Origin of the sequence: Brucella rhizosphaerae, from assembly GCF_002252475.1 — a bacterium.
Classification (GTDB): Bacteria; Pseudomonadota; Alphaproteobacteria; order Rhizobiales; family Rhizobiaceae; genus Brucella; species Brucella rhizosphaerae.
Window position 1 is genome coordinate 58975 of the sequence record NZ_NNRK01000011.1, and the last position, 19589, is coordinate 78563.

Sequence of the window (19589 nt, forward strand, 5' to 3'; positions counted from 1 at the left end):
GCAGAGCCTTTTCTCATGAAGGAGACTTTTTGTGATTATCTCCGACGTTTCATCAGGAAACGCACGGCAGCCACTGGCTGACCTGTTCGAAACCATAAAACGCAGAAAAACGTTGCTTATTGTACCAGTGGTTGCGGGGGCCTGCATTGGATTTATAGGCTATCTCACCGCACCGGTCAGCTACGTTTCAGAATCCGTTCTGGTACTCGATATGCGTCGTGTGCAGGCGCTTCCTAACGAAAGTGCTATCACCCCCTTACCTCAGGATAGCCCGGTTCTGCGTTCTGAACTGGATATCATCAGTTCGCGCATGATGGCGCGTAAGGTCATAGATATTCTGCAAGCCGAGAATATTGTCGTACCGACCGGTTTCCGATCGCGAACCGTGCTTTCTTCTGCATCGGACAGTGGTATGCAGGAGCGTGAGGCACGCGATGTCGACCCGGCAGCCCGTGAACGTCAGCGGATCGACCTTTTGCTCTCGCGACTACGCGTCAGTAACGATGGTCGATCATATACAATCTTCATTTCATATCGGGCATCCGATCCCGTTTATGCGGCAAAAGTCGCCAATGCATTTGTAACAGCGTATCTTGATCATCAGATCGATGTGCAGCAGTCGGCTGCGCGTCGTATCAGCGAGTGGCTTGGTGAAAAGCTCGTTACGCTGCGTAGTAACCTTGAAGACGCTGAGCGTGCAGCGGAGGATTTCAGACAGAAATCGCGTCTTGCTGGAGATCCGGGACAGATTAGTTTCCAAGCTCAGCGTGTTGCGGCATTAAATACTGAGATTGTCGCGGCAACTGGTGCGGTATCGCTTGCGGAAGCACGGCTTCGCACTGCGGAATCTCTCAAAACAAACAATGAAGCGCCGGCCATGACAGAAGTGCTGGCCTCACCCGCGATCCAGTCGCTGCGCAATGAACAGGCGCGGGTCGAGCGCCAGCTTGATGAGTTGAGATCAAACGGTGCGTTGAAAAGTGCAGAAATTCCCGTCCTCACAGCGGAACGGGAGGCTCTCCAGCAGCAGATTTCCGCACAGGTTGATGAAATAACAAAGAGTCTCAGCAATGAAATCCAGATTGCCCGACAACGGCGCGTGGGACTTGAAGAGGCACTCAAAGTTGCGGAAACTGAACTTGGAGACGCTAACCAGGCGCAAGTCAAAGCTGTACAACTCGACCGCGAAGCCAATGCAAGCCGAACCGTCTATGAGAGTTATCTGACACGCTATAAGCAGCTCATTGAACAGGACGGGATTGCCGTACCTGAAGCTCAGATGATCTCTGCTGCTGAACCGGCAATGGCCAAGGCAGGCCCCAACCTCGCAAACTGGCTGTTACTTGGTTTGGGATTGGGCGGCATGGTAGCGCTTCTGGGCACAGTTTTGAGGGAAACCTTCGATAAAATTCGTCCTGCTCAGACAGCGTCGTTTATACTACCGGGAATTCCTGCCGCTACGCTGCTTCCTTTGACGCGTCAGTTGACTGTGCCAATGCTTGTCAATCGTGGGCTTGACCCAACCAGCGCTTTCGGGCGGGCGATCAAGTCTGTTCATGATCGTCTGCGGTTGCTGACGCGCGGGCGCGATTCACTTGCTCTTTCGGTCGTGTCTCTGACTGATAACGAAGGGAAAACGCTTCTTATTACCGCATTGGCACAACAGTTCGCTGCATCAGGAGTGGCTGTCGCTGTCATTGATGCGACAAACCGTCATTCGAGGCTTTCAGAAGCATTTGGGCTTCCTGAAAATGAATATGGCATTACGTCATTTGGTCGGGTTCTTCCGGGAGCAACTCTCATACACGATCACAGTTCGGGAATTGATATCATAACTCCTGGCAAGCAATTGCAGGAGGGCGAATGGCTCGCAGATCTGATCACTCAACTTCGCACTGATCATAAGATTATACTGGTGGACTTGCCGGCAGTGATGGAGGACAAGCGCTCGCTTCTATTATCCCGAGCCACAGATACTGCACTTCTGGTGGTCCAACCGGATCGTAAGGATCAGCATGCGAACCTCGCATTGATACAAACAATGGCGTCTCTGGGAAGGAAACCGGCACTTGCAGTCGTCAACCAGGTTTCAGCCTCTTACCGCAACTGGTTAAGTATTGCCGTGGGCTATTGTCGTCCGGGCGCAAGAAAAGCCGGTCAGTTTTTGCGGTCAGTAACGACGCGACGCAATCGTGTTGATGCTGACAAAATGCAAGATCAGGCGTGAGGCAATAAAATGGTTTACGGGCTTATTCACTTTCGAATGCAGGCACACTTTAAAGCGGCACTCTTGTCTGGATTTATCGCTATTGGGTTGAGTAACTGGACCTATGCGCAAGGTCAGTCCTATCTCGTTAGTCCCAATGATGTTTTGCAGGTAACTGTTTATGGCCAGCCCTCTCTGACGGGCCTTTATCCGGTCGATGTTGACGGCAATATTGGCTATCCGGTGGTTGGCAACATCAATGTCATAGGTCTGTCTACACCACAAATCAGTGAAAAGATTGCCAGTTCTCTGTCCGAACATATACCGGGACTGACTGTGACTGCCGCGATCAATCAATATGCGCCGGTGTTTGTTGTTGGCGATGTAAAGGCACCGGGTAAATATGAGTTTCGCCCGGGAATGGTTGCGCTGGAGCTTATGGCCCTGGGCGGAGGAGCGGGAAAAGGTGAAGCGCCGGCGGTTACTGCCGGTATGCAGCTGATCTCTGCACAACAAGAATATGCTGATCTGCAAATGCAGATTACAACGACGAATATTCGTAGGGGACGTCTCCAAGCTGAACTTAATGGGACAGAGTTCAAATATGAGCTGCCGGATTCCACACCGGCAAACAAGCAGGCTGCGGCGCTTAGCCAGCATATGCTCGAGGGCGAAAAGACGCTTTTCAATGTTCGCCGTAATAATCTCGCGGCCGAACGTCAGGCATTAGAAGCGCAATCGGCAAGTTATGGAGATGAGATCCAGACACTCCAGCAGAGCATCAAACTTCACGATGCCGAAATTCAGCTTCTGCAGGAAAATGTTGATTCAAGTAAATCTCTCGTTGACCGCGGTCTTGCTGCAAAATCCAATCTTCGTGACATGGAACGTGATCTTTCTGCAACCCGGCGCGATGCGCTGGAGTTAGGATCGTTTTTGGCGCGGGCAAGACAAAATCAACTCGCAGTACAGCAGCGGATTGCCAATCTTGAGGAAGTTCGAAAAAGCGAAGCGGCTGGCAGTATGCAGGAGCTGGATCTCAATATCGCTCGTATGGAATTGCGCAGCAATGCACAGCTCCAGACTATGGCCGAGATTGCCAAATCTTCGGGCAATATTTCTTCATCGGACATGCGCCAGAAACTGGTCTTTACGATCAGTCGAAACGTAAACGGTACATTTGAGGATATTGTCGGTAGCGAACGCACCGAGATCAAACCCGGAGATATTCTGCGTATCGAGTTGGATATGAGCAAACTGACGGGGTCACCTTCGTAACTATCGTCTAACAACAAGACACAATAAAAAGGGCGTCGCATGGAATGAGGCGCCCATAATTATTTCATATTCCAGAGAGCATTCAATAAGGCTATTTGGCGGCGCCGTTAGCAGGCAAGATGATTGCTTATGCTGCAACCGGCGTGGTAGCGTTTTGAACCCAGTTCCGATAAACGTCCCTGATACCGTCCTGAAGACGAATACGCGGCTTCCAGCCAATTGCATGCATCACAGACGTGTCGAGGAGCTTGCGCGGGGTTCCATCTGGCTTAGTAAGGTCATGTTCGAGCTTGCCTTCAAATCCGACCACATTCGCGATTGTCAGAGCAAGTTCTTTAATCGAAATCTCTTCACCAGTACCGATATTTACAGGCTCAACGCTGTCGCTGAACCTCAATAGGTGAACACAGGCATCGGCAAGATCATCGACATGTAAGAACTCGCGCAATGGCGTACCGCTGCCCCAAAGCGTGATATGATCACTACCGTTGATTTTTGCTTCGTGAACGCGGCGCATGAGGGCTGGCAGCACGTGCGATGTATGAGGATCAAAGTTGTCGTTTGGCCCATAGAGGTTTGTCGGCATTGCAGTCATGAATTGATTGCCAAACTGACGTGCACAGGCCTGAGCATATTTTAAAGCCGCAATTTTTGCGATCGCATAGGCTTCATTGGTGGGTTCTAATGAACCAGTCAGTAAAGCGTGTTCGTGCAAGGGTTGAGGAGCATCGCGGGGATATATACAGCTCGACCCCAGCCAAAGCAGACGCTCGACATTTGATAGATGGGCTGCACGAATAATATTCATGCCAATGGCGAGATTATCATAGAGATAGTCCGCCGGGTATTGTGAGTTGGCCAGAATTCCGCCAACGCGGGCAGCAGCTACGATAATGACATCGGGTTTATGATGCGCGACATATTGCTCTGTCGGACTTTGTCGTGTGAGATCAAGATCGCTATGGGAGACACTGATGACTTCACAGTCCACGGATTGAAGCCTTCGCAGCAGTGCTGATCCCACCATGCCAGTGTGACCGGCAACGAAAACTTTTTTTCCTGAAAGCGAATAGACGGGTCGAGGCGGTTTATCAGCCGTAGAAATCATTGCGTCCAGCCTCCCGCATAATATTGCGCATGTCCCAATCGACCATTTCGGTGACAAGATTTCCAAATCTCGTCGTATGTTCCCAGCCAAGACGGTTCTTCGCTTTGGATGCGTCACCCAACAGGAAATCAACCTCATTGGGACGAAAATAACGGGGATCTATCTCAATCAGACATTTGCCTGATTTCCGGTCGACACCAACTTCGTTGACCCCATCACCATCCCATTCGATTTGTTTGTCGACGGCGTTAAATGCGAGCTCGACAAACTCACGCACAGTGTGTGTTTCCCCTGTAGCAAGAACGTAGTCGTCGGCTGCATCTTCTTGCAAAATCCGCCACATTCCCTCGACGTAGTCGCGTGCATGGCCCCAGTCACGGCGGGCGTTAAGATTGCCTAACCGCAGCTTCTCCTGAAGTCCTCTTTCGATTGCTGCAACTGCCCGCGTGATCTTGCGCGTCACAAAGGTTTCACCGCGCAGCGGACTTTCGTGATTGAACAAAATGCCATTGGATGCGTGAAAGCCATAAGCCTGGCGATAGTTGACTGTTGTCCAGTAAGCGTAGAGCTTGGCCGTTGCATAGGGACTGCGAGGGGCGAATGGTGTTTGCTCACTCTGCGCGTGGGGTGAGCTGTTGCCAAATAGTTCTGATGTTGACGCCTGATAAAAGCGACATGTATTGCCAAGCCCCAGAATGCGCATGGATTCAAGCAGTCTCAATGTGCCTAACGCATCAGCATTCGCGGTATATTCAGGTGTTTCGAAACTAACCTGAACGTGGCTTTGTGCACCGAGATTATAGATCTCGTCGGGACGGACTTCCTGAATAACCCGGCAGAGATTGGTGGCGTCTGTCAAGTCACCAAAATGCAGGCGAAAGCGGATATCCTCTTCATGTGGGTCTTGATAAAGATGGTCGATGCGTGCGGTGTTGAACGACGAAGACCGTCGTTTGAGCCCATGCACTCGATATCCTTTGTTGAGCAGTAGCTCGCTTAAATAGGCGCCATCTTGTCCCGTGACGCCAATGATGAGAGCTGTCTTTTCCTGCAAGGTCTTCCCTCCGGCCAGAATTTGATACAGCCATGATAGCGATTTGGATGTCCAACTAAACGGCTTCAAAACGGTAATACAGCCGCCTGACATCCCACTAAGGATGAGCGTCGAGCCGCGCGGAGCGTCGCCTGTTTCCACCAAAGAGGTAGGCCTCTCGCCCGCTGTCTGTGTTCCCTATGCCATTGGGCTCCTTGCGACATTGGAGAGGGAGTTGCCATCTTGGTTCAAACGCGATCAAGCAGTGGGAAGTAACAGTCATGCGTGTCGTGCTAGCGAACAGGTATTTTTATCCCGATCAATCCGCGACGAGCCGGATGGTGACAAGCCTGGCTCATGAACTGGTGCGCGAGGGTGTTAAGACCACCGTAGTTGCGAGCCGCAACTATCATGAAAATGGCAAGCCTGCGCTTGCCCCTCGCGAGACGATCGGCGGCGTCGATGTACACCGAATATGGACGTCTGGTTTTGGTCGCAAGAAGCTGGTGGGACGAGCAATTGACTATGCAACGTTTCACCTCTCGGCGGCAGCATGGTTTGCTGCAAACGCAAAAAAGGATGATATTTGCGTGGTCTGCACAGACCCACCACTTCTCTCGGTTTCCGCTGCGTTGCCAGTCCGCTTCCGTCAGGCCCATCTCGTAAACTGGGTCATGGATTTGTTCCCCGAAACAGCCATCGAACTTGGGTTGATGAAACACCAGAACGTGTCGGGTAGACTGGCTGTCGCGTTACGCAACTGGTCGATGCGCCAATCAGCACTTACGATTTGCCCGATAGACAAGATGGCACGTTATCTGTCTGCAAATGGCATACCATCAGAAAATCTTGCAGTAGTGCATCACTGGGCAGACAAGAATGAGATTTTGCCCGTTGATCGTGAAGAAAACGCGCTGCGCCGCTTATGGGGTTTGGGCGAAAAATTTGTAATTGGCTACTCTGGTAATTTTGGTCGGGCGCACGAGTTCAGCACAGTGCTCGATGCTGCCGAGCAGCTTCAAACAAATTCAGATATCGTCTTTCTGATGATCGGCGAGGGACAACAGCACGCCTATGTAGAACAGGAAGTAAAGCGACGCCGGTTAAACAATGTCGTCATGATGCCTTTCCAGCCGGTGGAACAGCTTTCGGAAAGCCTGGGTGCTGCCGATGTGCATTTGGTATCACTGAAGCCTGAGCTTGAACACTGCATTGTGCCCAGCAAATTCTATGGTGTTCTTGCAGCTGCCCGCCCAACAATTTTCATTGGTGATCCCGATGGGGAGATAGCAACCGTGGTCCGCGACTTCCATTGTGGCTTGTCATTATGTCCCGGAGAGGTCGAGATGCTGATAAGCTCGATCTTACTCTTGCGCAACTCGCAGCTTAACCGCAGCACAATGGGAAATAACGCTCGCTATCTCATGGAAACCGCGTATTCGCGCGAATTTGGAGCCGCGGTCTGGCAATCGGCAGTTGGGCGAATAGTATCAAAGGGTCAGTTCTCAGCAATGCCGGTTCTTGACCGGCAGTTTCATGCGGAGAAAATGTGATGGAAGGCTCTTTCATCGTGAGCCAATTAGGCGCGCGAATGCATTATGCGGTGCCTCGTATATTTGCAGAGCATCAGAAGCTCGCACATTTTTATACCGATATCTGTGCTCTGCAAGGATGGCCACGACTGCTCAACTGGCTACCGTCAACGATGTTGCCGGCTTCGGTTCGACGACTGGTGGGACGTACTCCGCAGGATATTCCCAGCGAACGAATGACGACTTTTCCTGCGTTTGGCCTTCATTCGGCGGTGCGAAGACTGGCCAACCAGACAGGACCGCAGTCCACCGCGAACGCGATATGGGCAGGTGAGACTTTCGGCAAACTGGTTGCAGCACAGGGATTTCACGGTGCACGCGGTGTCTATACATTTAGTGGAGAAGCACTCGAACTTCTGAGCGCGGCAAAAAAACAGGGTCTCTGGACCGCAGTTGAGCAGATGATCGCACCCCGCACATTTGTCGAAGAGATAGCTTGTGAAGAGGAAATTCTTAATCCTGGCTGGCAACTATCTTCTGCTGAAGATGTGAACGCCGCGCTGTTTGCAGCAAGAGAACAAGCGGAGTGGGAGATCGCAGATGCTGTGATATGCCCATCAGATTTTGTGGCGCAACACGTTATTGAAGCGGGCTGTGCTATCGAAAAAGTGGTCGTAGTGCCTTATGGTGTGGATGATCGTTTTTTAATTGGCCGAGCCGCGCGTAAGCCGGGACCGCTGCGGGTTCTCACAGTCGGTGCTGTCGGCCTTAGAAAAGGCTCACCATATGTGGGTGAAGTGGCGCGAAGGCTGAAAGGCCAGGTAGAGTTCCGTATGGTTGGACCGATTGACATCCAGTCAGAAGTACGGGACCAGCTCGCAAAGAGTGTCGAGCTGACAGGTCCAATACCGCGCGGTGAAATGCGTGCCCAATTTGAGTGGGCAGATGTTTTCTACTTGCCTTCGTTGTGCGAAGGATCGGCAACAGCTTGCTATGAGGCGCTTGCCGCCGGCCTACCGGTTATCTGCACTGAAAACACGGGGAGCGTCGTTCGCCATGGAATAGATGGATATATTGTTTCTATCCGTGACATCGAAGATACCGTCGAAATCCTTCGCCATTTTTCGGGTAGCCCGGCGATGCTACTCAGAATGAGCGATAATGCTCGCGAAAGAGCGAGCGATTATACCGTTCAGCGCTACGGCGAGCGCCTGCTCAAAGCCTTATCAGAACTTTCGATGGGTGAAGCTTTATGAAAATCATTCACGTTATCGGATCTTTCGATCCGGCTAAAGGCGGGCCGCAAGCCGTTGTAGTGCGTCTTGCCGCAGCGCAGGCGTCACTTGGACATGAAGTGACTATCATTAGCTATAGTGACGACGAGATCAATCATCGCGCCGTTAAAGCCACCGCAGAAATACCCGATTTTGGTAAGGTCCGGACAGTCTTGCTCGCAATGCCAAATATGCGCGAGAAATTCCTGGCTAGTCGTGCAGCAAAAGTAATGGCTTCTCTCATACGCTCAGCAGATTTTGTACACATGCATGGTGTGTGGGAAACCAACTTGCTGAGAGCAGCAATGCTCTGTCGCCGCTATCATATTGCTTACTGCATATGCTGTTGCGGCATGCTCGATGTTTGGAGCATGCAACAAAAAGGATGGAAAAAGAAGCTCGCGTTAAAGCTCGGATTCCGCAGAATGCTTGACGGGGCAGCGTTTATTCAAGCGCTTAATCAAGACGAGATTGAGCTGATGCGACCGCTGGGCCTGAAGCCCCCATCTGTCATTATTCCAAACGGAATATTCCTCAATGAAATAGAGGGAAGCGATAGCAACAACGATGGATTGCCGGAACGTCCTTATGTACTTTTCTTGTCTCGCCTGCATTATAAAAAGGGCCTCGACATTCTGGCTGATGCGTTTCGTCAGATTGCACCGCACTTCCCGGAAATAGATCTCGTAGTTGCAGGCCCTGATGGCGGTGCAGAGGCAGATTTTCGTGAAAGTATTCGCGGGGCGGGTCTTGAAGAACGTGTGCACATGACAGGCGGACTATATGGTGCGGCCAAGATTGCAGCATTGAAGAACGCTGCCTGTTTCTGTCTTCCCAGCCGTCAGGAGGGCTTCAGTGTGGCAATTACTGAAGCGCTCGCCTGTGGTGTTCCGGTTGTCATTACGGACGCCTGTCATTTTCCTGAAGTCGCTGATGCCGATGCGGGTGTAGTATGTGCCTTGTCCCCAGAAGCGGTGGCTGCTGGCCTGGTGCATGTACTCGAAAATCCGCAGCGCGCCGTTCAGATGGGCGATGCCGGGCGCCGTTTGGTGCGTGAGAATTATACCTGGCCACGGATTGCACTTCAGACTGTTCATGCCTATCAGACGTGGCGTAGTCCCAAGCTTGGGATAATGTCTGGTCAGAGTGTGCCGGCAATGAGGACTTCTACGTAAGATCTATTTGTTCTTAAGATGATTTCCGTCTTGGGCGTATAGGTGCTGCCGGATTGCCAGCATAAACCATCCATGTTTCCATATTGCGGAAACTAACGGCTCTTGCTCCCAACACGGCACCTTCGCCAACATTTACCCCTGGCCCGACAAACGCTTCTGCTGCTATCCACGCACAAGGTCCGATGACTATGGGGGCTGCAGTGAGCGGAAAGTCATGCTGATCAATATTGTGACCTGCGGTACAAAGATGAGCGCGTTGCGAGACGATGGCATAAGGAGCGAGTGTCACTGGTGCAACATTATAACAAAGCACACCGGGTCCGAGTGAAGAATGGGCATCCATGACGAGATTTCCCGGCCACCATATCCGGGTGCTACCACGTATAATGGCGGTCTTGTGAATTTTGGCGCCGAATGTGCGCAGTATCATCCCTCGCCAGCGCCACAGGAAGGAAGGCGTCCATGCTGCCAGAGAAAGCCAGGTCAGCTGCCACAAAAGACGTTGAAGGCGATGCTTTAATGTGAAGGTTGCTCCACCCTCCATTGGATGAGAGGTTTCTTTCCGGCCATTTATGGTGAGGTGAGACTCTGATCGCGATGCAATGGACATTGTTCTCATCCTTTACATAAACTGCCGGACATGGGGGTTGCGTTGCAGCGGTGTTGGCAAGCCGACTGACTGGTTGCGTATGCGGCAAAGCGCTAAAACGGGTATCAAAAAAATGGCCATATGAATCCAGACTGGTATAACCCAGTCAGTCTGATGTGAAATTGCGTGCATTGCAGGCACGATCGACAGCATGTAGACGAGCTGCCCCAGCATTTCTCCAGCCATTGCAGTTTCCCAAAGCCTGCGCATTACCCATGCCAACAGCAGGAACTTGAAAGCGCCGAAGTACCAGAATGAGGCAAATGCATCGACCAGTCCGGTTTCAGTTGTGCCTGTAGAAGGGTTATAGTCACGGCTTGGTTTTGGCGTGTCGAATTGGAGTGAATCCTTCAGCTTCGAACCAACGAGTTGTGCAGGGACGAAAGTGAAGACCACACGGTTCCAGTGAAATTTGCCATAGTCGAATTCCAGTCGCCTGTCGATTTCATCGATGCGCTGCACGGCATTGCGCATTTCGAGGCCACCGCGTTCCAAGGTTTCGTTGAAGTTTTCTGCATAATCGATCTGCATGATGTCATCGAGAACAAAGCCTGATGCTGCGCGCGTGATCTGGCGATAGTCGCCCATGCTGGTCATCAAAAACGTTCCCGCAAGAATACCAAGTGACATCAGAATGCGCGGTACCACGAGGCGACGATAAAACCAGAATGCAAGCAATATCATGAGCACAAGCTGAATTGCCTCTGCGCGCTTGCCTGTCACAAGAATGCGGTCAAGATAGAAAACGAGATCAAATGAGATAATTGCCAATGCGGTCCATGACGGGCGGCGCGCAAAGCATAAAAGAGCAATTGCGAGACCATAGGGCATGAGTTGCGCAAAGAATAGATAGACAACAGGAATGCCTGTCATTTGCATTCCGATTGAAACATCACCGGGCAGGCGGCTTAAAAGGAAATAGAAGACTGCACCAAATGCTGATAACCCTGCTGAAGCCCAGATGAGGCGACGTTCACTAAAGCTCATGCTGAGAAAGCCGATAGGTTTTTTGGCTATACGCCAACCAAATGCCAGCATTGCAAGCGACAGAATACCCATAAACATTGTTTTGGTGTAAGCGCCTGATGGCAGGAACTGGTCATGCACCAAAGCTGGAATCTGTGGCAACAGGAAGCCAAATGTCATTACGCCTGCCAGAAATGGGAACTGGTACATCCGCTCTGCGCGAAACAGCAATCCGCCCGCCAGAAAGCAACCCACAAGACCGACAAAAATCCAGGTTAGGGATACATTCATAGGCCACTCCCATGGAGCGAGCAAACATTGGAAAGGGATGGGGAAGAATTGTCCGGAACCAGATCCCGTAGAAAAATACGACCAGAGGCCAGATACCAGCCAAGTTTCACATATTCTTTTGCCACAAGCTCGATATCCGCTGAAGTTGCTGGAAAGCCGGACTGTCTGTTATCGCCCCCAATGGGCGAAGAGCTGAAATGCATTTGAGGGCAAACCGCACGAAAGCTCGCTATTGCACGGCGTGAATGATACCAGTTGGTAACAATCAGCGCTTTTCTTGCCTGAATTTCGCGCATGACGGGTGCGGAGTAATACGCATTTTGCCAGGTGCTGCCTGATTGGCATTCTACGAGAATTGCAGATGGCTTTACGCCATCGCGCACCATTATCTGCTTATTGAAAAGGCAGTCCCCATCCCCGGTAATCAGAATGAGCGGCGAACGGCCTTCTTTCCAGAGGCGTGCCGCTTGTGCTGCGCGTGGTGGGCCATCGCCGCCCGGCACAACAATGACATCAGCTTTACTGCCATCATCCTGCAACGTCAGAACAGGTTCTGAATAAAACATTGCAGCGAGCCCGAAAAGAACGGCACAGGGCAGGAAAATCAGTAACATCATACCATGCGCCGTTCTGGTTCTGTGCCCTCCATATCATGGCGAACCGTTGTATTGCCCAGATTAATGGTTTGATGCCGACGCTGCTCTTCCATCTTGATAACGATCATGAATTCATAAGCGGCGAGAAGCCGGCAATAAAGATAACCGGGCTTTCCATCGAGGAAGCCTCGGCGCACCAGATACATGTAGAGAAAGCGTAACGATGGCCTGAATGGCATATGATAGGAGAGGGATTTTAGCGCCCGTCTGCGTCTTTCAGGAGTGGTTGATAGCATGCCGCCCCAGTCAATCTTTCGTTCAAGCAAGCGATTTGAGGAAAGATCGGCCTCAGCTGAAGAATAGCGATTGTGCTTGTCGTACCAGGCTTCAAGGCCTTTGTTAAAGCTGTAGTGAATGAAATGCGCTTGCAAAGCACCTTCTGGACCACCGCTTGCCCGCGAATGTACAGAGCGTTCAAAATGCACACGGTCCGGGCGCACCAGTCGGGTAATCCATGTGGGATAAAGGCTCGCATGTTTGATCCAGCGTCCCATGAACATGTTCTTGTAACGTGCTTTAAAGAACACTTCAGGCCGCTTCGGGTCCGCTGCTATCGCCAACATTTCATCACGCAAATCTGTAGGCGTTATTTCGTCGGCATCAGGCGTATAGACCCAGTCATGTTTAAAACTGATTTCGGTCAGCCCGTACATTCGCTGACGGTCTTCAGTGTCGTAGGTACGCTGAAACACACGTGCGCCTGCCGCTTTTGCGAGTTCAACTGTGCGATCGTCACTGAATGAATCGAGTATGACAACATCGTCGCACCAATCAAGCGAGGCCAGACAGGCTGGCAAATTGATCTCTTCATTCAATGTCATAATGAGAACTGAAATGCTCATGAAGTTGCCCCTGGTAAAGTCACATTTGCCTTTGATGTTTGTGCCGGCTCTCCAGCGGGTGCTGCCACGATAGGGCGCAAACCTCTGTTCGTGTGCAACACGAAGAGCGTGTGTGCAATCACTGGTATGATCAGCGCTATAAGCATGGGCCAGGCAGGTATTTCCATACGAATGGCTAGATAGGCTATAGCACCTGCCAAGAAGTTGAGTGCCATGACAGCGATGGCCGTCTGGCCGTGGGATAATCCGGCATCAATGAGCAGATGGTGTAAATGTTGTCGATCAGGAGAAAAAGGGCTTCTGCGGGCTGAAAGACGGCGCACGATGAGACTGAGCGTATCGATCACAGGCACGACGACGACCCACAGCACAATCGGAAAGGCGACTGCAGCATGTGCATTTGTGAGCATCAGGATGATCCCTGAAAGCGTCGCACCGAGAAAAGTGCTGCCGCCGTCGCCGAGAAAGAGACTGGCTTTTGCACGCCAGCGATGCCTCATGTTAAAGAACAGAAAACCAGTACAGGCTGCTGAAAGAGCTATCGTCTGTAAACCGAGACGGTTCTCATCGATCCAAAAGCAGATGGCTGCCAGCCAGAAAAAGGCCGCAGCGCTCGCTGAGCCCGCAAGACCATCAACACCGTCACTCATATTGACTGCGTTCACGAGACCTACCACGAAAGCCAGTGCGATAAGGAGGAACAGAGGCCCTTCCAAAATTGCGCCTGTAATTTCTGTTGCTGGGAGAGGTGTGCCTTGCGTGATACCTGTAACGAGGCCAAGATGGACTTGTGTTATTCCAGCAACCCCGATGATCAGGAACGCAGCAATCAACTGCATTGCAAGGCGTGGCGCGACGGGTAAGTTAAACCTATCGTCCATAACGCCGGTAACAAGGATCAGAAACAAGCCTGGCAGCAAAGCGATTGCATTCGCTGAACCCGCCAAAGATGGTGTCAGAAAAGCTGCCACAAAGAACGACAGAAAAACTGCTATTCCACCACAAAGCGGCACATTCCCGTCATGCCTTTTCCGTGCATCGGGGATGTCGATAAGATACCACTCGCGAGCAAGTCCGCGAAATCCCAAGCAGAATGCGACCGATAAGGTAAAAGCAAGAAGCGTGATGCAGAAAAGACTGATCATGTCTCCTCCCAGGCGCGGGTAAAAATTAAGACTGCGTAAATTTTTACTGGCTCATACGGGCGCCGACGACTTGGCTATAGAGCGTGCACCATACTCCTTTCAGGGCAGGACCTAACACCAACGGTGACATTTCCTGTTGGCTGCAAACCGTTATCCTCACCAGTCAGGGCAAAAGGCGGCCGTGGCCGTTCTTTTCAGTATGTCCGGGGGTAAATAATCTTGAGAAACACCATCGGTTTAAAAGCAGGCTCCCAAAGAGGAGCAGATGATGAGCGGTAGCCGACGAGCCATTCTCATGGCCGCGCTGGAGCAATATGCTGGCCTGTTGTTTAACTTTATGACAGTCATCGCAGTCTCACGTTTTCTAGGTCCTGCTGAAACCGGAGCGGGTGTAGTGGGACTGAGTATTGGCGCAATTGTTTTTTCCTTGCGTGAATTCGCTAGCCCAGAATTCCTGATCCGGATCGAAAAGGTTCAGGATCACGACATCAGAACTTCGATGACCTTTCTCATGATTGTCACACTGTTGCTCTCGGTGGGTCTTTATCTGGCGCGGGAATATTTTGCCGCTTCCTATCATGATCCGTCACTTTTGATGTTTCTCGATATAACCATCTTAGCGGCAATCGTCGAAAGCCTGTCATTGCCGGTAGTGGCGCTACTGCGACGTGAAATGGCATTCGGAATTCTTGCCCGAGTTCGCACCGCCGGGTCCGGTTTTGGAGCGTCCGTAACGATCGCAATGGCAATTTCTGGCTTCGGACATATGTGTTTTGCTTTCGGGTTGCTGGCCAGCGCATTGATGACAACAGGGTTGGCGATGGCAATCTATCCGCTTGGGCGCTTGTTACGCCCTTCATTTGCCAGCATTGATGTGGCCTGGAGATTTGGCATTTATCTTGGCGGTAACGCGGGTCTGAACAAGATATGCGAAACTTTCCCTCAATTGATGCTTGGACGCTTCATGCCAATAGCATCTGTCGGCATATATAATCGGGCCAATACTGTTAGCGGATTACCGGACCGGGTTTTCCTTTCTGCGGTCTTCACTGTGGCGTTTCCGATGCTATCGGCTCACGTTCGCGCAGGCGGTGATATCAGTCGGGCTTATGTTCGCGCTCTATCATATATTTCAGTTGTTTATTGGCCGGCGCAGGCGTTGCTGGCACTGTTAGCCTATCCTGCAGTGCATATAATTCTGGGTCCTGGATGGACTGAAGCGGCTTTAATTGTCGCTATCACGAGTCTCGCAAGCCTGTTCTGGTTTCCGGTCATTCTGACTTATCCTCTCCTCATGGCGCTTGGTGCAAACCGCGAGGCATTCGTCTCCAATTTCATTTCAAGGTCGGTCGCCACAGTTATCCTGTGTCTTGCCGCATTTCACGGATTGCTTGCAGTTGCGTTGAGCCAGTTCATCAGTCTGCCATTTCAAATGATTGTTGCCATCGTTTATGTGCGCAAGCACGTGAACTTTTCCTATCGGGTATTGGCCACAGAACTTATGAAAAGTGCACTTGTCACGACGCTTGCGCTTGCGGTCCCGCTTATAATCGTTGGAGCAGATGGGTTTAATCTGGATATGCACTGGACGCGGGCAGTTGTCGTAGGGTTGGTGGCGATCGTTAGTTGGCTGTTGGCGTTGTTTGTCACCCGCCATCCGTTCACTGAAGAACTGATCCCTGTTCTCAGATGGGTTTTTGGAAATTTCGCGCGCCGTTTCAAGTGGTTGAGACTCCGGCGTCAGAACGTATCCGAGCCGGCAGAATGAGGCCTGTTATGCAGACGTATGTCACAGACCAGCCAACAATCGACGTGGTGATACCAAACTATAATTATGGCCACTACCTGCTTGAATGCGCAGATAGTGTTCTATCGCAATCGGGTATCAATGTTCGATTACTCATCATTGACAACGCATCTGAAGACAATAGTGCATCTGTAGCCCGTGATCTTGCAGCACATGACAAGCGTGTCGAATTGTTGTTACGATCAAAAAATGCGGGGCCGCATGCCTCCTTCAACGCAGGGGTTGATTGGGCGCGATCAGAATATTTTCTAATTCTGTGCGCTGATGACCTGCTTGCGCATGGAGCATTATCGCGAGCCCTACATCTGCTTGAGCAGTGCCCCGATGTTCATCTCGCTTACGGGGCGATCCAGCAAATCTCAAAAGACGAAAAGCGGCCCCAAAGACCCACAATTGTAGGTGGAGGGCAATGGAATATCAGCTCTGGCACTGATTTTATTGGTCTGGCATGCAGACATGCTTTCAATCCTGTTTCGGGGCCAACAGCCGTCGTGCGAACATCAGTTCAAAAACAGGCTGGTTATTATCGTAAAACCCTTCCGCATACCGACGATCTTGAGATGTGGTTGCGTCTGGCGTTGTTCGGGAATGTTGCATCCACTGATAGCGTGCAAGCTTACGCGCGGGTTCATTCGAACAACCAGTCAGCAACGGTTGCAGGAATTATGCACTGGAATCGAGAGTTTGAAGCTGGGTTTCGCTCATTCTTTGAGAATGAAGGCCGCGATATGCCGCAAGCAAAAGACTATCTCGACGCAGCGTGTGATTGTCTTACTAAGCGCGCTTACTGGTCGGCATGGTCAAATCTCGTCAGGCGCGAAGAGGGATCTGCATCCCTGATGGCGTTTGCGCTCAAAAGGCATCCGCTGATGGCCTTGATACCGCCTTTCGATTATTTATTTCAGCGTCGCCAGCGAGTTTTCCGGTAAAGGGTTGGCGGGGTGTGGTATCATCTAATCTTCTGAAGCAGACTGTTGCGTAGTACCTCTTCTTGTTCCGCGAGCCGGTTGCGATAAACCCTGACACCATCTTCGACAGTTTTGATGAGTTCTTCTCTGCGAGAAAACATACTATCGATCTGAGCGAGCAAAGTTTTCGGGTCAAAACTCTCAATGTGATGACAAAAATCACTCAAGCCTGTGTCATGTAAAAGCGCATCGTTTTTACGCGCATAACCAATTGAAATCGCGGGTCTACCCATTGAGAGGGAGCAGACGATATTGTGATATCGGCTGGCAACAACGATATCCGTTTTTGCAATCTGCTGCATAAGCTCATAGAGGCATGTAACCGGTTCGAAAATGACATTTCTCACATTTGGCGTGCGAATACGTTTTTGCAGATCATAAACGGCCTCAAGATCCCCCTTGTCACCGGTAAGCAAGCGCACCTGCCGTCCATCCAGCAACAATTCGTCAATCAGTTCGGTCATCTTATCGAGATAATTGTCGTAAATCGCAGCGCCATCTGCTGTCTGCTTTTTCCAGCCCTTATATGTCATAATGCCCAGACCAACGCGTTGATCCCCGGTGTTCCGCAATTCGTCTTCGGCAGTGGTAAGCGCGAAGGCGATGTCGGCACTGACACTGTCTTTCGCAACATCTATGTTTAAAGACTTCATGAATTCGTAGGAAACCTGGTCGCGGTAGGAACGGTACGCAGCCATCATCGACGCTTTGCGCACGAAGAAGCGACTTAGAGGATGTGTGACAGGCCCCGCACCTATGGAAATGAAGGCGAAACGTGCACCCGCCAGTCTCGCAGCAACAGACCAACGCAAAACCGCGAACGGCCAGCCAAAAGGGTCCTCGTTGAAATCATCAAGAATACCGGTGCCGGGAACTATGATAAGATCGATACCTTGAGCGAGCGACAAGGCACCCAGAAAGCCGGAAATACGGCGTGGAAATTGCAAAAGAAGTTTATTCAGAAGCCTGATGAATGAATTGTCCGATGCTGGCTGACCCACTGGAACAGAATCTATGCCGAACTTCTCGCTGATGATTTCAGGTCTGGAACATATACAGATAAGCTGAGCACCAGGACATATGCGTTTCAACATTTGCAGCATCGCGTCAAGCGACCCGTCATTGCCGGTATTGCCAGAACCGAACTGACCGAAAAGACCTATTCTCATACAAGTGTCTCCAGCTGCTTTTACAAGCTAAGCCGGTATGCGGTTTTGTGAAAACTGGCAGAAGGGTGAACACCATCCTCTTATGTATGAAGCGATATACCCCTCATAGACAAAATGCGCTGCCCTGTAATTTCGCTACACTGTTCTGCGGTATATCAAACGCCCCCCGATATACCGGAGTAAGGCTTCGAGGGATTCTTCCCTCGAAGTCTTGGTCTCTGGGCAGCAGGGTTGTGATCATGAAATGTGCTTATTTCGTCCGTCCACATATTGGTGGGACCTACTCTGTATTTACGCGCCTGTGTTCGTCGCTTCGACAGTCGGGCATTGAATTACGATGGCTGGCCGCTGGGGCTGCAGGAGAAACGATCAGTTTTCCTCCTGTAGGTCAGGGATTGAGCGATGCATTGCGTAAAGGAGATGCAATCGACCAGATGGGTGTTCTGGACGAGGAAACCCGTGCCAGACGGATGATTGCTTTTTTACGCGAGCACAAATTCGAAGCGGTATTCGTGAACGTACTGTCCAGCCGCTTTGAAACCAATCTGGTGCGGTATCTGCCTGATGATATTTTACGCATCATGATCGTGCACAACATCACGCCGGGTACGTATGCAGCCGCCCGCGCTATCCGCGATCACGTTCATGCAACAGTAGGCGTCTCCAGACGCTGTAGGGACGATCTGGTCAACCATCATGGCTTCGATGCTGCGCGAACACTGGTTATTCCACATGGCCTGAATAAGGACATTCATACCCCGCAGACGATTGCGCAACGGGATGAAAATGCGCCTTTAAGGCTGCTTTATCTTGGGCGCATTGAGGATAACTCAAAGGGCGTGTTCTGGCTGCCCAATATTCTGCGTGGTCTGAAATGCGATTACCATTTAACCGTTGCAGGCGATGGCTCGGATTTGGCCGAGTTGCGTCATCGACTTGAAAGTTTCCATGAGAGGGTAAGTTTTACGAGCTGGGTCGCTCCATCAGATGTCCCGTGGCTCGTCAGTCAGCATGATGTTATGGTTATGCCATCCCGCTTTGAAGGGTTTGGCCTCACTTTGATTGAAGCGATGAGCCAGGGTTGTCCTGCAGTTGTTTCGAGAATTGCGGGTGTGACTGATCTGATCGTTACTCATGGTGAAGATGGTCTTTTGTTCCCTGTCGGAGATTTCAGACAGGCGGCTCGCCATATAGATTTTCTTGCAGATAATAAGCAGTTGAGGGCGGAAATGGCTCGGGCCGCTGTCCTTAAAGTTGCGGTGGCCTTCAACAATGATCAGGTGGGTCAGGCTTATGCCGGACTTCTTGAAAATCTTAAGACGAACCGACCAGCTATTGCACCGCCTTTAGCACTCTCGCAATGGACAATGCCGAACGCTTTACATTCAAGTTTGCGAAGCCGGTTGCCCAAACCTGTCAAGAACTGGCTTCGGCAGCTGAGAGAGCGCCTCAACACAGCCTGGTCCACAGTATGAGCGTTAAAACTGATA

The 19589-nt window shown here is 51.1% G+C and carries 16 protein-coding genes; 8 read left to right on the top strand and 8 right to left on the bottom strand.

Annotation, left to right across the window (positions count from 1 at the left end; all coding sequences use genetic code 11):
- Positions 1-31: 31 nt before the first annotated feature.
- Together CEV32_RS00605 and CEV32_RS00610 are read left to right on the top strand one after the other, a co-directional pair.
- Complete coding sequence (locus CEV32_RS00605; protein WP_094573503.1) at positions 32-2227, top strand: GumC family protein; 2196 nt, start codon at positions 32-34, stop codon at positions 2225-2227.
- A 9-nt stretch (positions 2228-2236) separates the two neighbouring features.
- A complete protein-coding gene (locus CEV32_RS00610; protein ID WP_094573504.1) occupies positions 2237-3484 on the top strand; it encodes a polysaccharide biosynthesis/export family protein in 1248 nt (415 codons plus the stop codon).
- A 127-nt stretch (positions 3485-3611) separates the two neighbouring features.
- On the opposite strand, the gene CEV32_RS00615 is transcribed toward CEV32_RS00610, so the two are convergent.
- Positions 3612-4592, bottom strand: coding sequence for a GDP-L-fucose synthase family protein (locus CEV32_RS00615; RefSeq protein WP_094573505.1), 981 nt, complete (start codon positions 4590-4592; stop codon positions 3612-3614).
- On the bottom strand, positions 4576-5646 hold the full coding sequence (gene gmd, locus CEV32_RS00620; RefSeq protein ID WP_094573506.1) for a GDP-mannose 4,6-dehydratase: 1071 nt from the start codon (positions 5644-5646) through the stop codon (positions 4576-4578). The genes CEV32_RS00615 and gmd overlap by 17 nt, the downstream gene beginning before the upstream one ends.
- 260 nt (positions 5647-5906) lie before the next feature.
- On the opposite strand from gmd, the gene CEV32_RS00625 reads away from it, so the two are divergent.
- From CEV32_RS00625 to CEV32_RS00635, 3 genes are read left to right on the top strand one after another with little or no spacing between them, the layout of a single operon-like run.
- The gene (locus tag CEV32_RS00625) at positions 5907-7178 is read left to right on the top strand and encodes a glycosyltransferase family 4 protein (protein ID WP_094573507.1); all 1272 of its coding nucleotides are present in this window, start codon (positions 5907-5909) and stop codon (positions 7176-7178) included.
- Positions 7178-8413 carry a glycosyltransferase family 4 protein gene (locus CEV32_RS00630; protein WP_094573508.1) on the top strand — a complete coding sequence of 412 codons (1236 nt, stop codon included), beginning with the start codon at positions 7178-7180 and terminating at the stop codon, positions 8411-8413. The genes CEV32_RS00625 and CEV32_RS00630 overlap by 1 nt, the downstream gene beginning before the upstream one ends.
- The gene (locus CEV32_RS00635; RefSeq protein ID WP_094573509.1) at positions 8410-9606 is read left to right on the top strand and encodes a glycosyltransferase; all 1197 of its coding nucleotides are present in this window, start codon (positions 8410-8412) and stop codon (positions 9604-9606) included. Before CEV32_RS00630 ends, CEV32_RS00635 begins: the two co-directional genes overlap by 4 nt.
- A gap of 13 nt (positions 9607-9619) precedes the next feature.
- Here the strand turns inward: CEV32_RS00635 and CEV32_RS00640 are convergent, their stop codons facing one another.
- The 5 genes from CEV32_RS00640 to CEV32_RS00660 are packed head-to-tail and all read right to left on the bottom strand — an operon-like array spanning position 9620 to position 14155.
- The gene (locus tag CEV32_RS00640) at positions 9620-10216 is read right to left on the bottom strand and encodes an LbetaH domain-containing protein (protein ID WP_094573510.1); all 597 of its coding nucleotides are present in this window, start codon (positions 10214-10216) and stop codon (positions 9620-9622) included.
- Positions 10217-10228: 12 nt separating this feature from the next.
- The gene (locus tag CEV32_RS00645; protein ID WP_094573511.1) at positions 10229-11512 is read right to left on the bottom strand and encodes a hypothetical protein; all 1284 of its coding nucleotides are present in this window, start codon (positions 11510-11512) and stop codon (positions 10229-10231) included.
- Positions 11509-12126 carry a YdcF family protein gene (locus CEV32_RS00650; protein WP_374883431.1) on the bottom strand — a complete coding sequence of 206 codons (618 nt, stop codon included), beginning with the start codon at positions 12124-12126 and terminating at the stop codon, positions 11509-11511. The genes CEV32_RS00645 and CEV32_RS00650 overlap by 4 nt, the downstream gene beginning before the upstream one ends.
- Positions 12126-13010, bottom strand: a complete 885-nt coding sequence (locus CEV32_RS00655) for a glycosyltransferase family 2 protein (protein WP_094573513.1) — start codon at positions 13008-13010, stop codon at positions 12126-12128. The genes CEV32_RS00650 and CEV32_RS00655 overlap by 1 nt, the downstream gene beginning before the upstream one ends.
- Positions 13007-14155: an MraY family glycosyltransferase gene (locus CEV32_RS00660; RefSeq protein ID WP_094573514.1), complete on the bottom strand. Its 1149-nt coding sequence runs from the start codon at positions 14153-14155 to the stop codon at positions 13007-13009. The genes CEV32_RS00655 and CEV32_RS00660 overlap by 4 nt, the downstream gene beginning before the upstream one ends.
- Positions 14156-14423: 268 nt before the next feature.
- Between CEV32_RS00660 and CEV32_RS00665 the strand changes: the two genes are divergently transcribed.
- Both CEV32_RS00665 and CEV32_RS00670 read left to right on the top strand, forming a co-directional pair.
- On the top strand, positions 14424-15923 hold the full coding sequence (locus CEV32_RS00665) for an oligosaccharide flippase family protein (RefSeq protein WP_094573515.1): 1500 nt from the start codon (positions 14424-14426) through the stop codon (positions 15921-15923).
- Positions 15924-15931: 8 nt separating this feature from the next.
- Positions 15932-16891: a glycosyltransferase family 2 protein gene (locus CEV32_RS00670; protein ID WP_094573516.1), complete on the top strand. Its 960-nt coding sequence runs from the start codon at positions 15932-15934 to the stop codon at positions 16889-16891.
- A gap of 20 nt (positions 16892-16911) precedes the next feature.
- Here CEV32_RS00670 and CEV32_RS00675 read toward each other — a convergent pair whose 3' ends face one another.
- Positions 16912-18099, bottom strand: a complete 1188-nt coding sequence (locus CEV32_RS00675) for a polysaccharide pyruvyl transferase family protein (RefSeq protein ID WP_094573517.1) — start codon at positions 18097-18099, stop codon at positions 16912-16914.
- 239 nt (positions 18100-18338) lie between these two features.
- Here CEV32_RS00675 and CEV32_RS00680 point away from each other — a divergent pair, with 239 nt between their 5' ends.
- Positions 18339-19574, top strand: coding sequence for a glycosyltransferase family 4 protein (locus CEV32_RS00680; RefSeq protein WP_094573518.1), 1236 nt, complete (start codon positions 18339-18341; stop codon positions 19572-19574).
- The last annotated feature ends 15 nt before the right edge of the window (positions 19575-19589 follow it).

Excerpts from the sequence above, each read along its gene's own strand:
- CEV32_RS00650 (WP_374883431.1), bottom strand. The coding sequence starts at position 12,126 with ATGTTACTGATTTTCCTGCCCTGTGCCGTTCTTTTCGGGCTCGCTGCA.
- CEV32_RS00660 (WP_094573514.1), bottom strand. The coding sequence starts at position 14,155 with ATGATCAGTCTTTTCTGCATCACGCTTCTTGCTTTTACCTTATCGGTC.
- CEV32_RS00640 (WP_094573510.1), bottom strand. The coding sequence starts at position 10,216 with ATGTCCATTGCATCGCGATCAGAGTCTCACCTCACCATAAATGGCCGG.
- CEV32_RS00645 (WP_094573511.1), bottom strand. The coding sequence starts at position 11,512 with ATGAATGTATCCCTAACCTGGATTTTTGTCGGTCTTGTGGGTTGCTTT.
- CEV32_RS00635 (WP_094573509.1), top strand. The coding sequence starts at position 8,410 with ATGAAAATCATTCACGTTATCGGATCTTTCGATCCGGCTAAAGGCGGG.
- CEV32_RS00610 (WP_094573504.1), top strand. The coding sequence starts at position 2,237 with ATGGTTTACGGGCTTATTCACTTTCGAATGCAGGCACACTTTAAAGCG.
- CEV32_RS00625 (WP_094573507.1), top strand. The coding sequence starts at position 5,907 with ATGCGTGTCGTGCTAGCGAACAGGTATTTTTATCCCGATCAATCCGCG.
- CEV32_RS00680 (WP_094573518.1), top strand. The coding sequence starts at position 18,339 with ATGAAATGTGCTTATTTCGTCCGTCCACATATTGGTGGGACCTACTCT.
- CEV32_RS00665 (WP_094573515.1), top strand. The coding sequence starts at position 14,424 with ATGAGCGGTAGCCGACGAGCCATTCTCATGGCCGCGCTGGAGCAATAT.
- CEV32_RS00615 (WP_094573505.1), bottom strand. The coding sequence starts at position 4,592 with ATGATTTCTACGGCTGATAAACCGCCTCGACCCGTCTATTCGCTTTCA.
- CEV32_RS00675 (WP_094573517.1), bottom strand. The coding sequence starts at position 18,099 with ATGAGAATAGGTCTTTTCGGTCAGTTCGGTTCTGGCAATACCGGCAAT.
- CEV32_RS00630 (WP_094573508.1), top strand. The coding sequence starts at position 7,178 with ATGGAAGGCTCTTTCATCGTGAGCCAATTAGGCGCGCGAATGCATTAT.
- CEV32_RS00670 (WP_094573516.1), top strand. The coding sequence starts at position 15,932 with ATGCAGACGTATGTCACAGACCAGCCAACAATCGACGTGGTGATACCA.
- CEV32_RS00655 (WP_094573513.1), bottom strand. The coding sequence starts at position 13,010 with ATGAGCATTTCAGTTCTCATTATGACATTGAATGAAGAGATCAATTTG.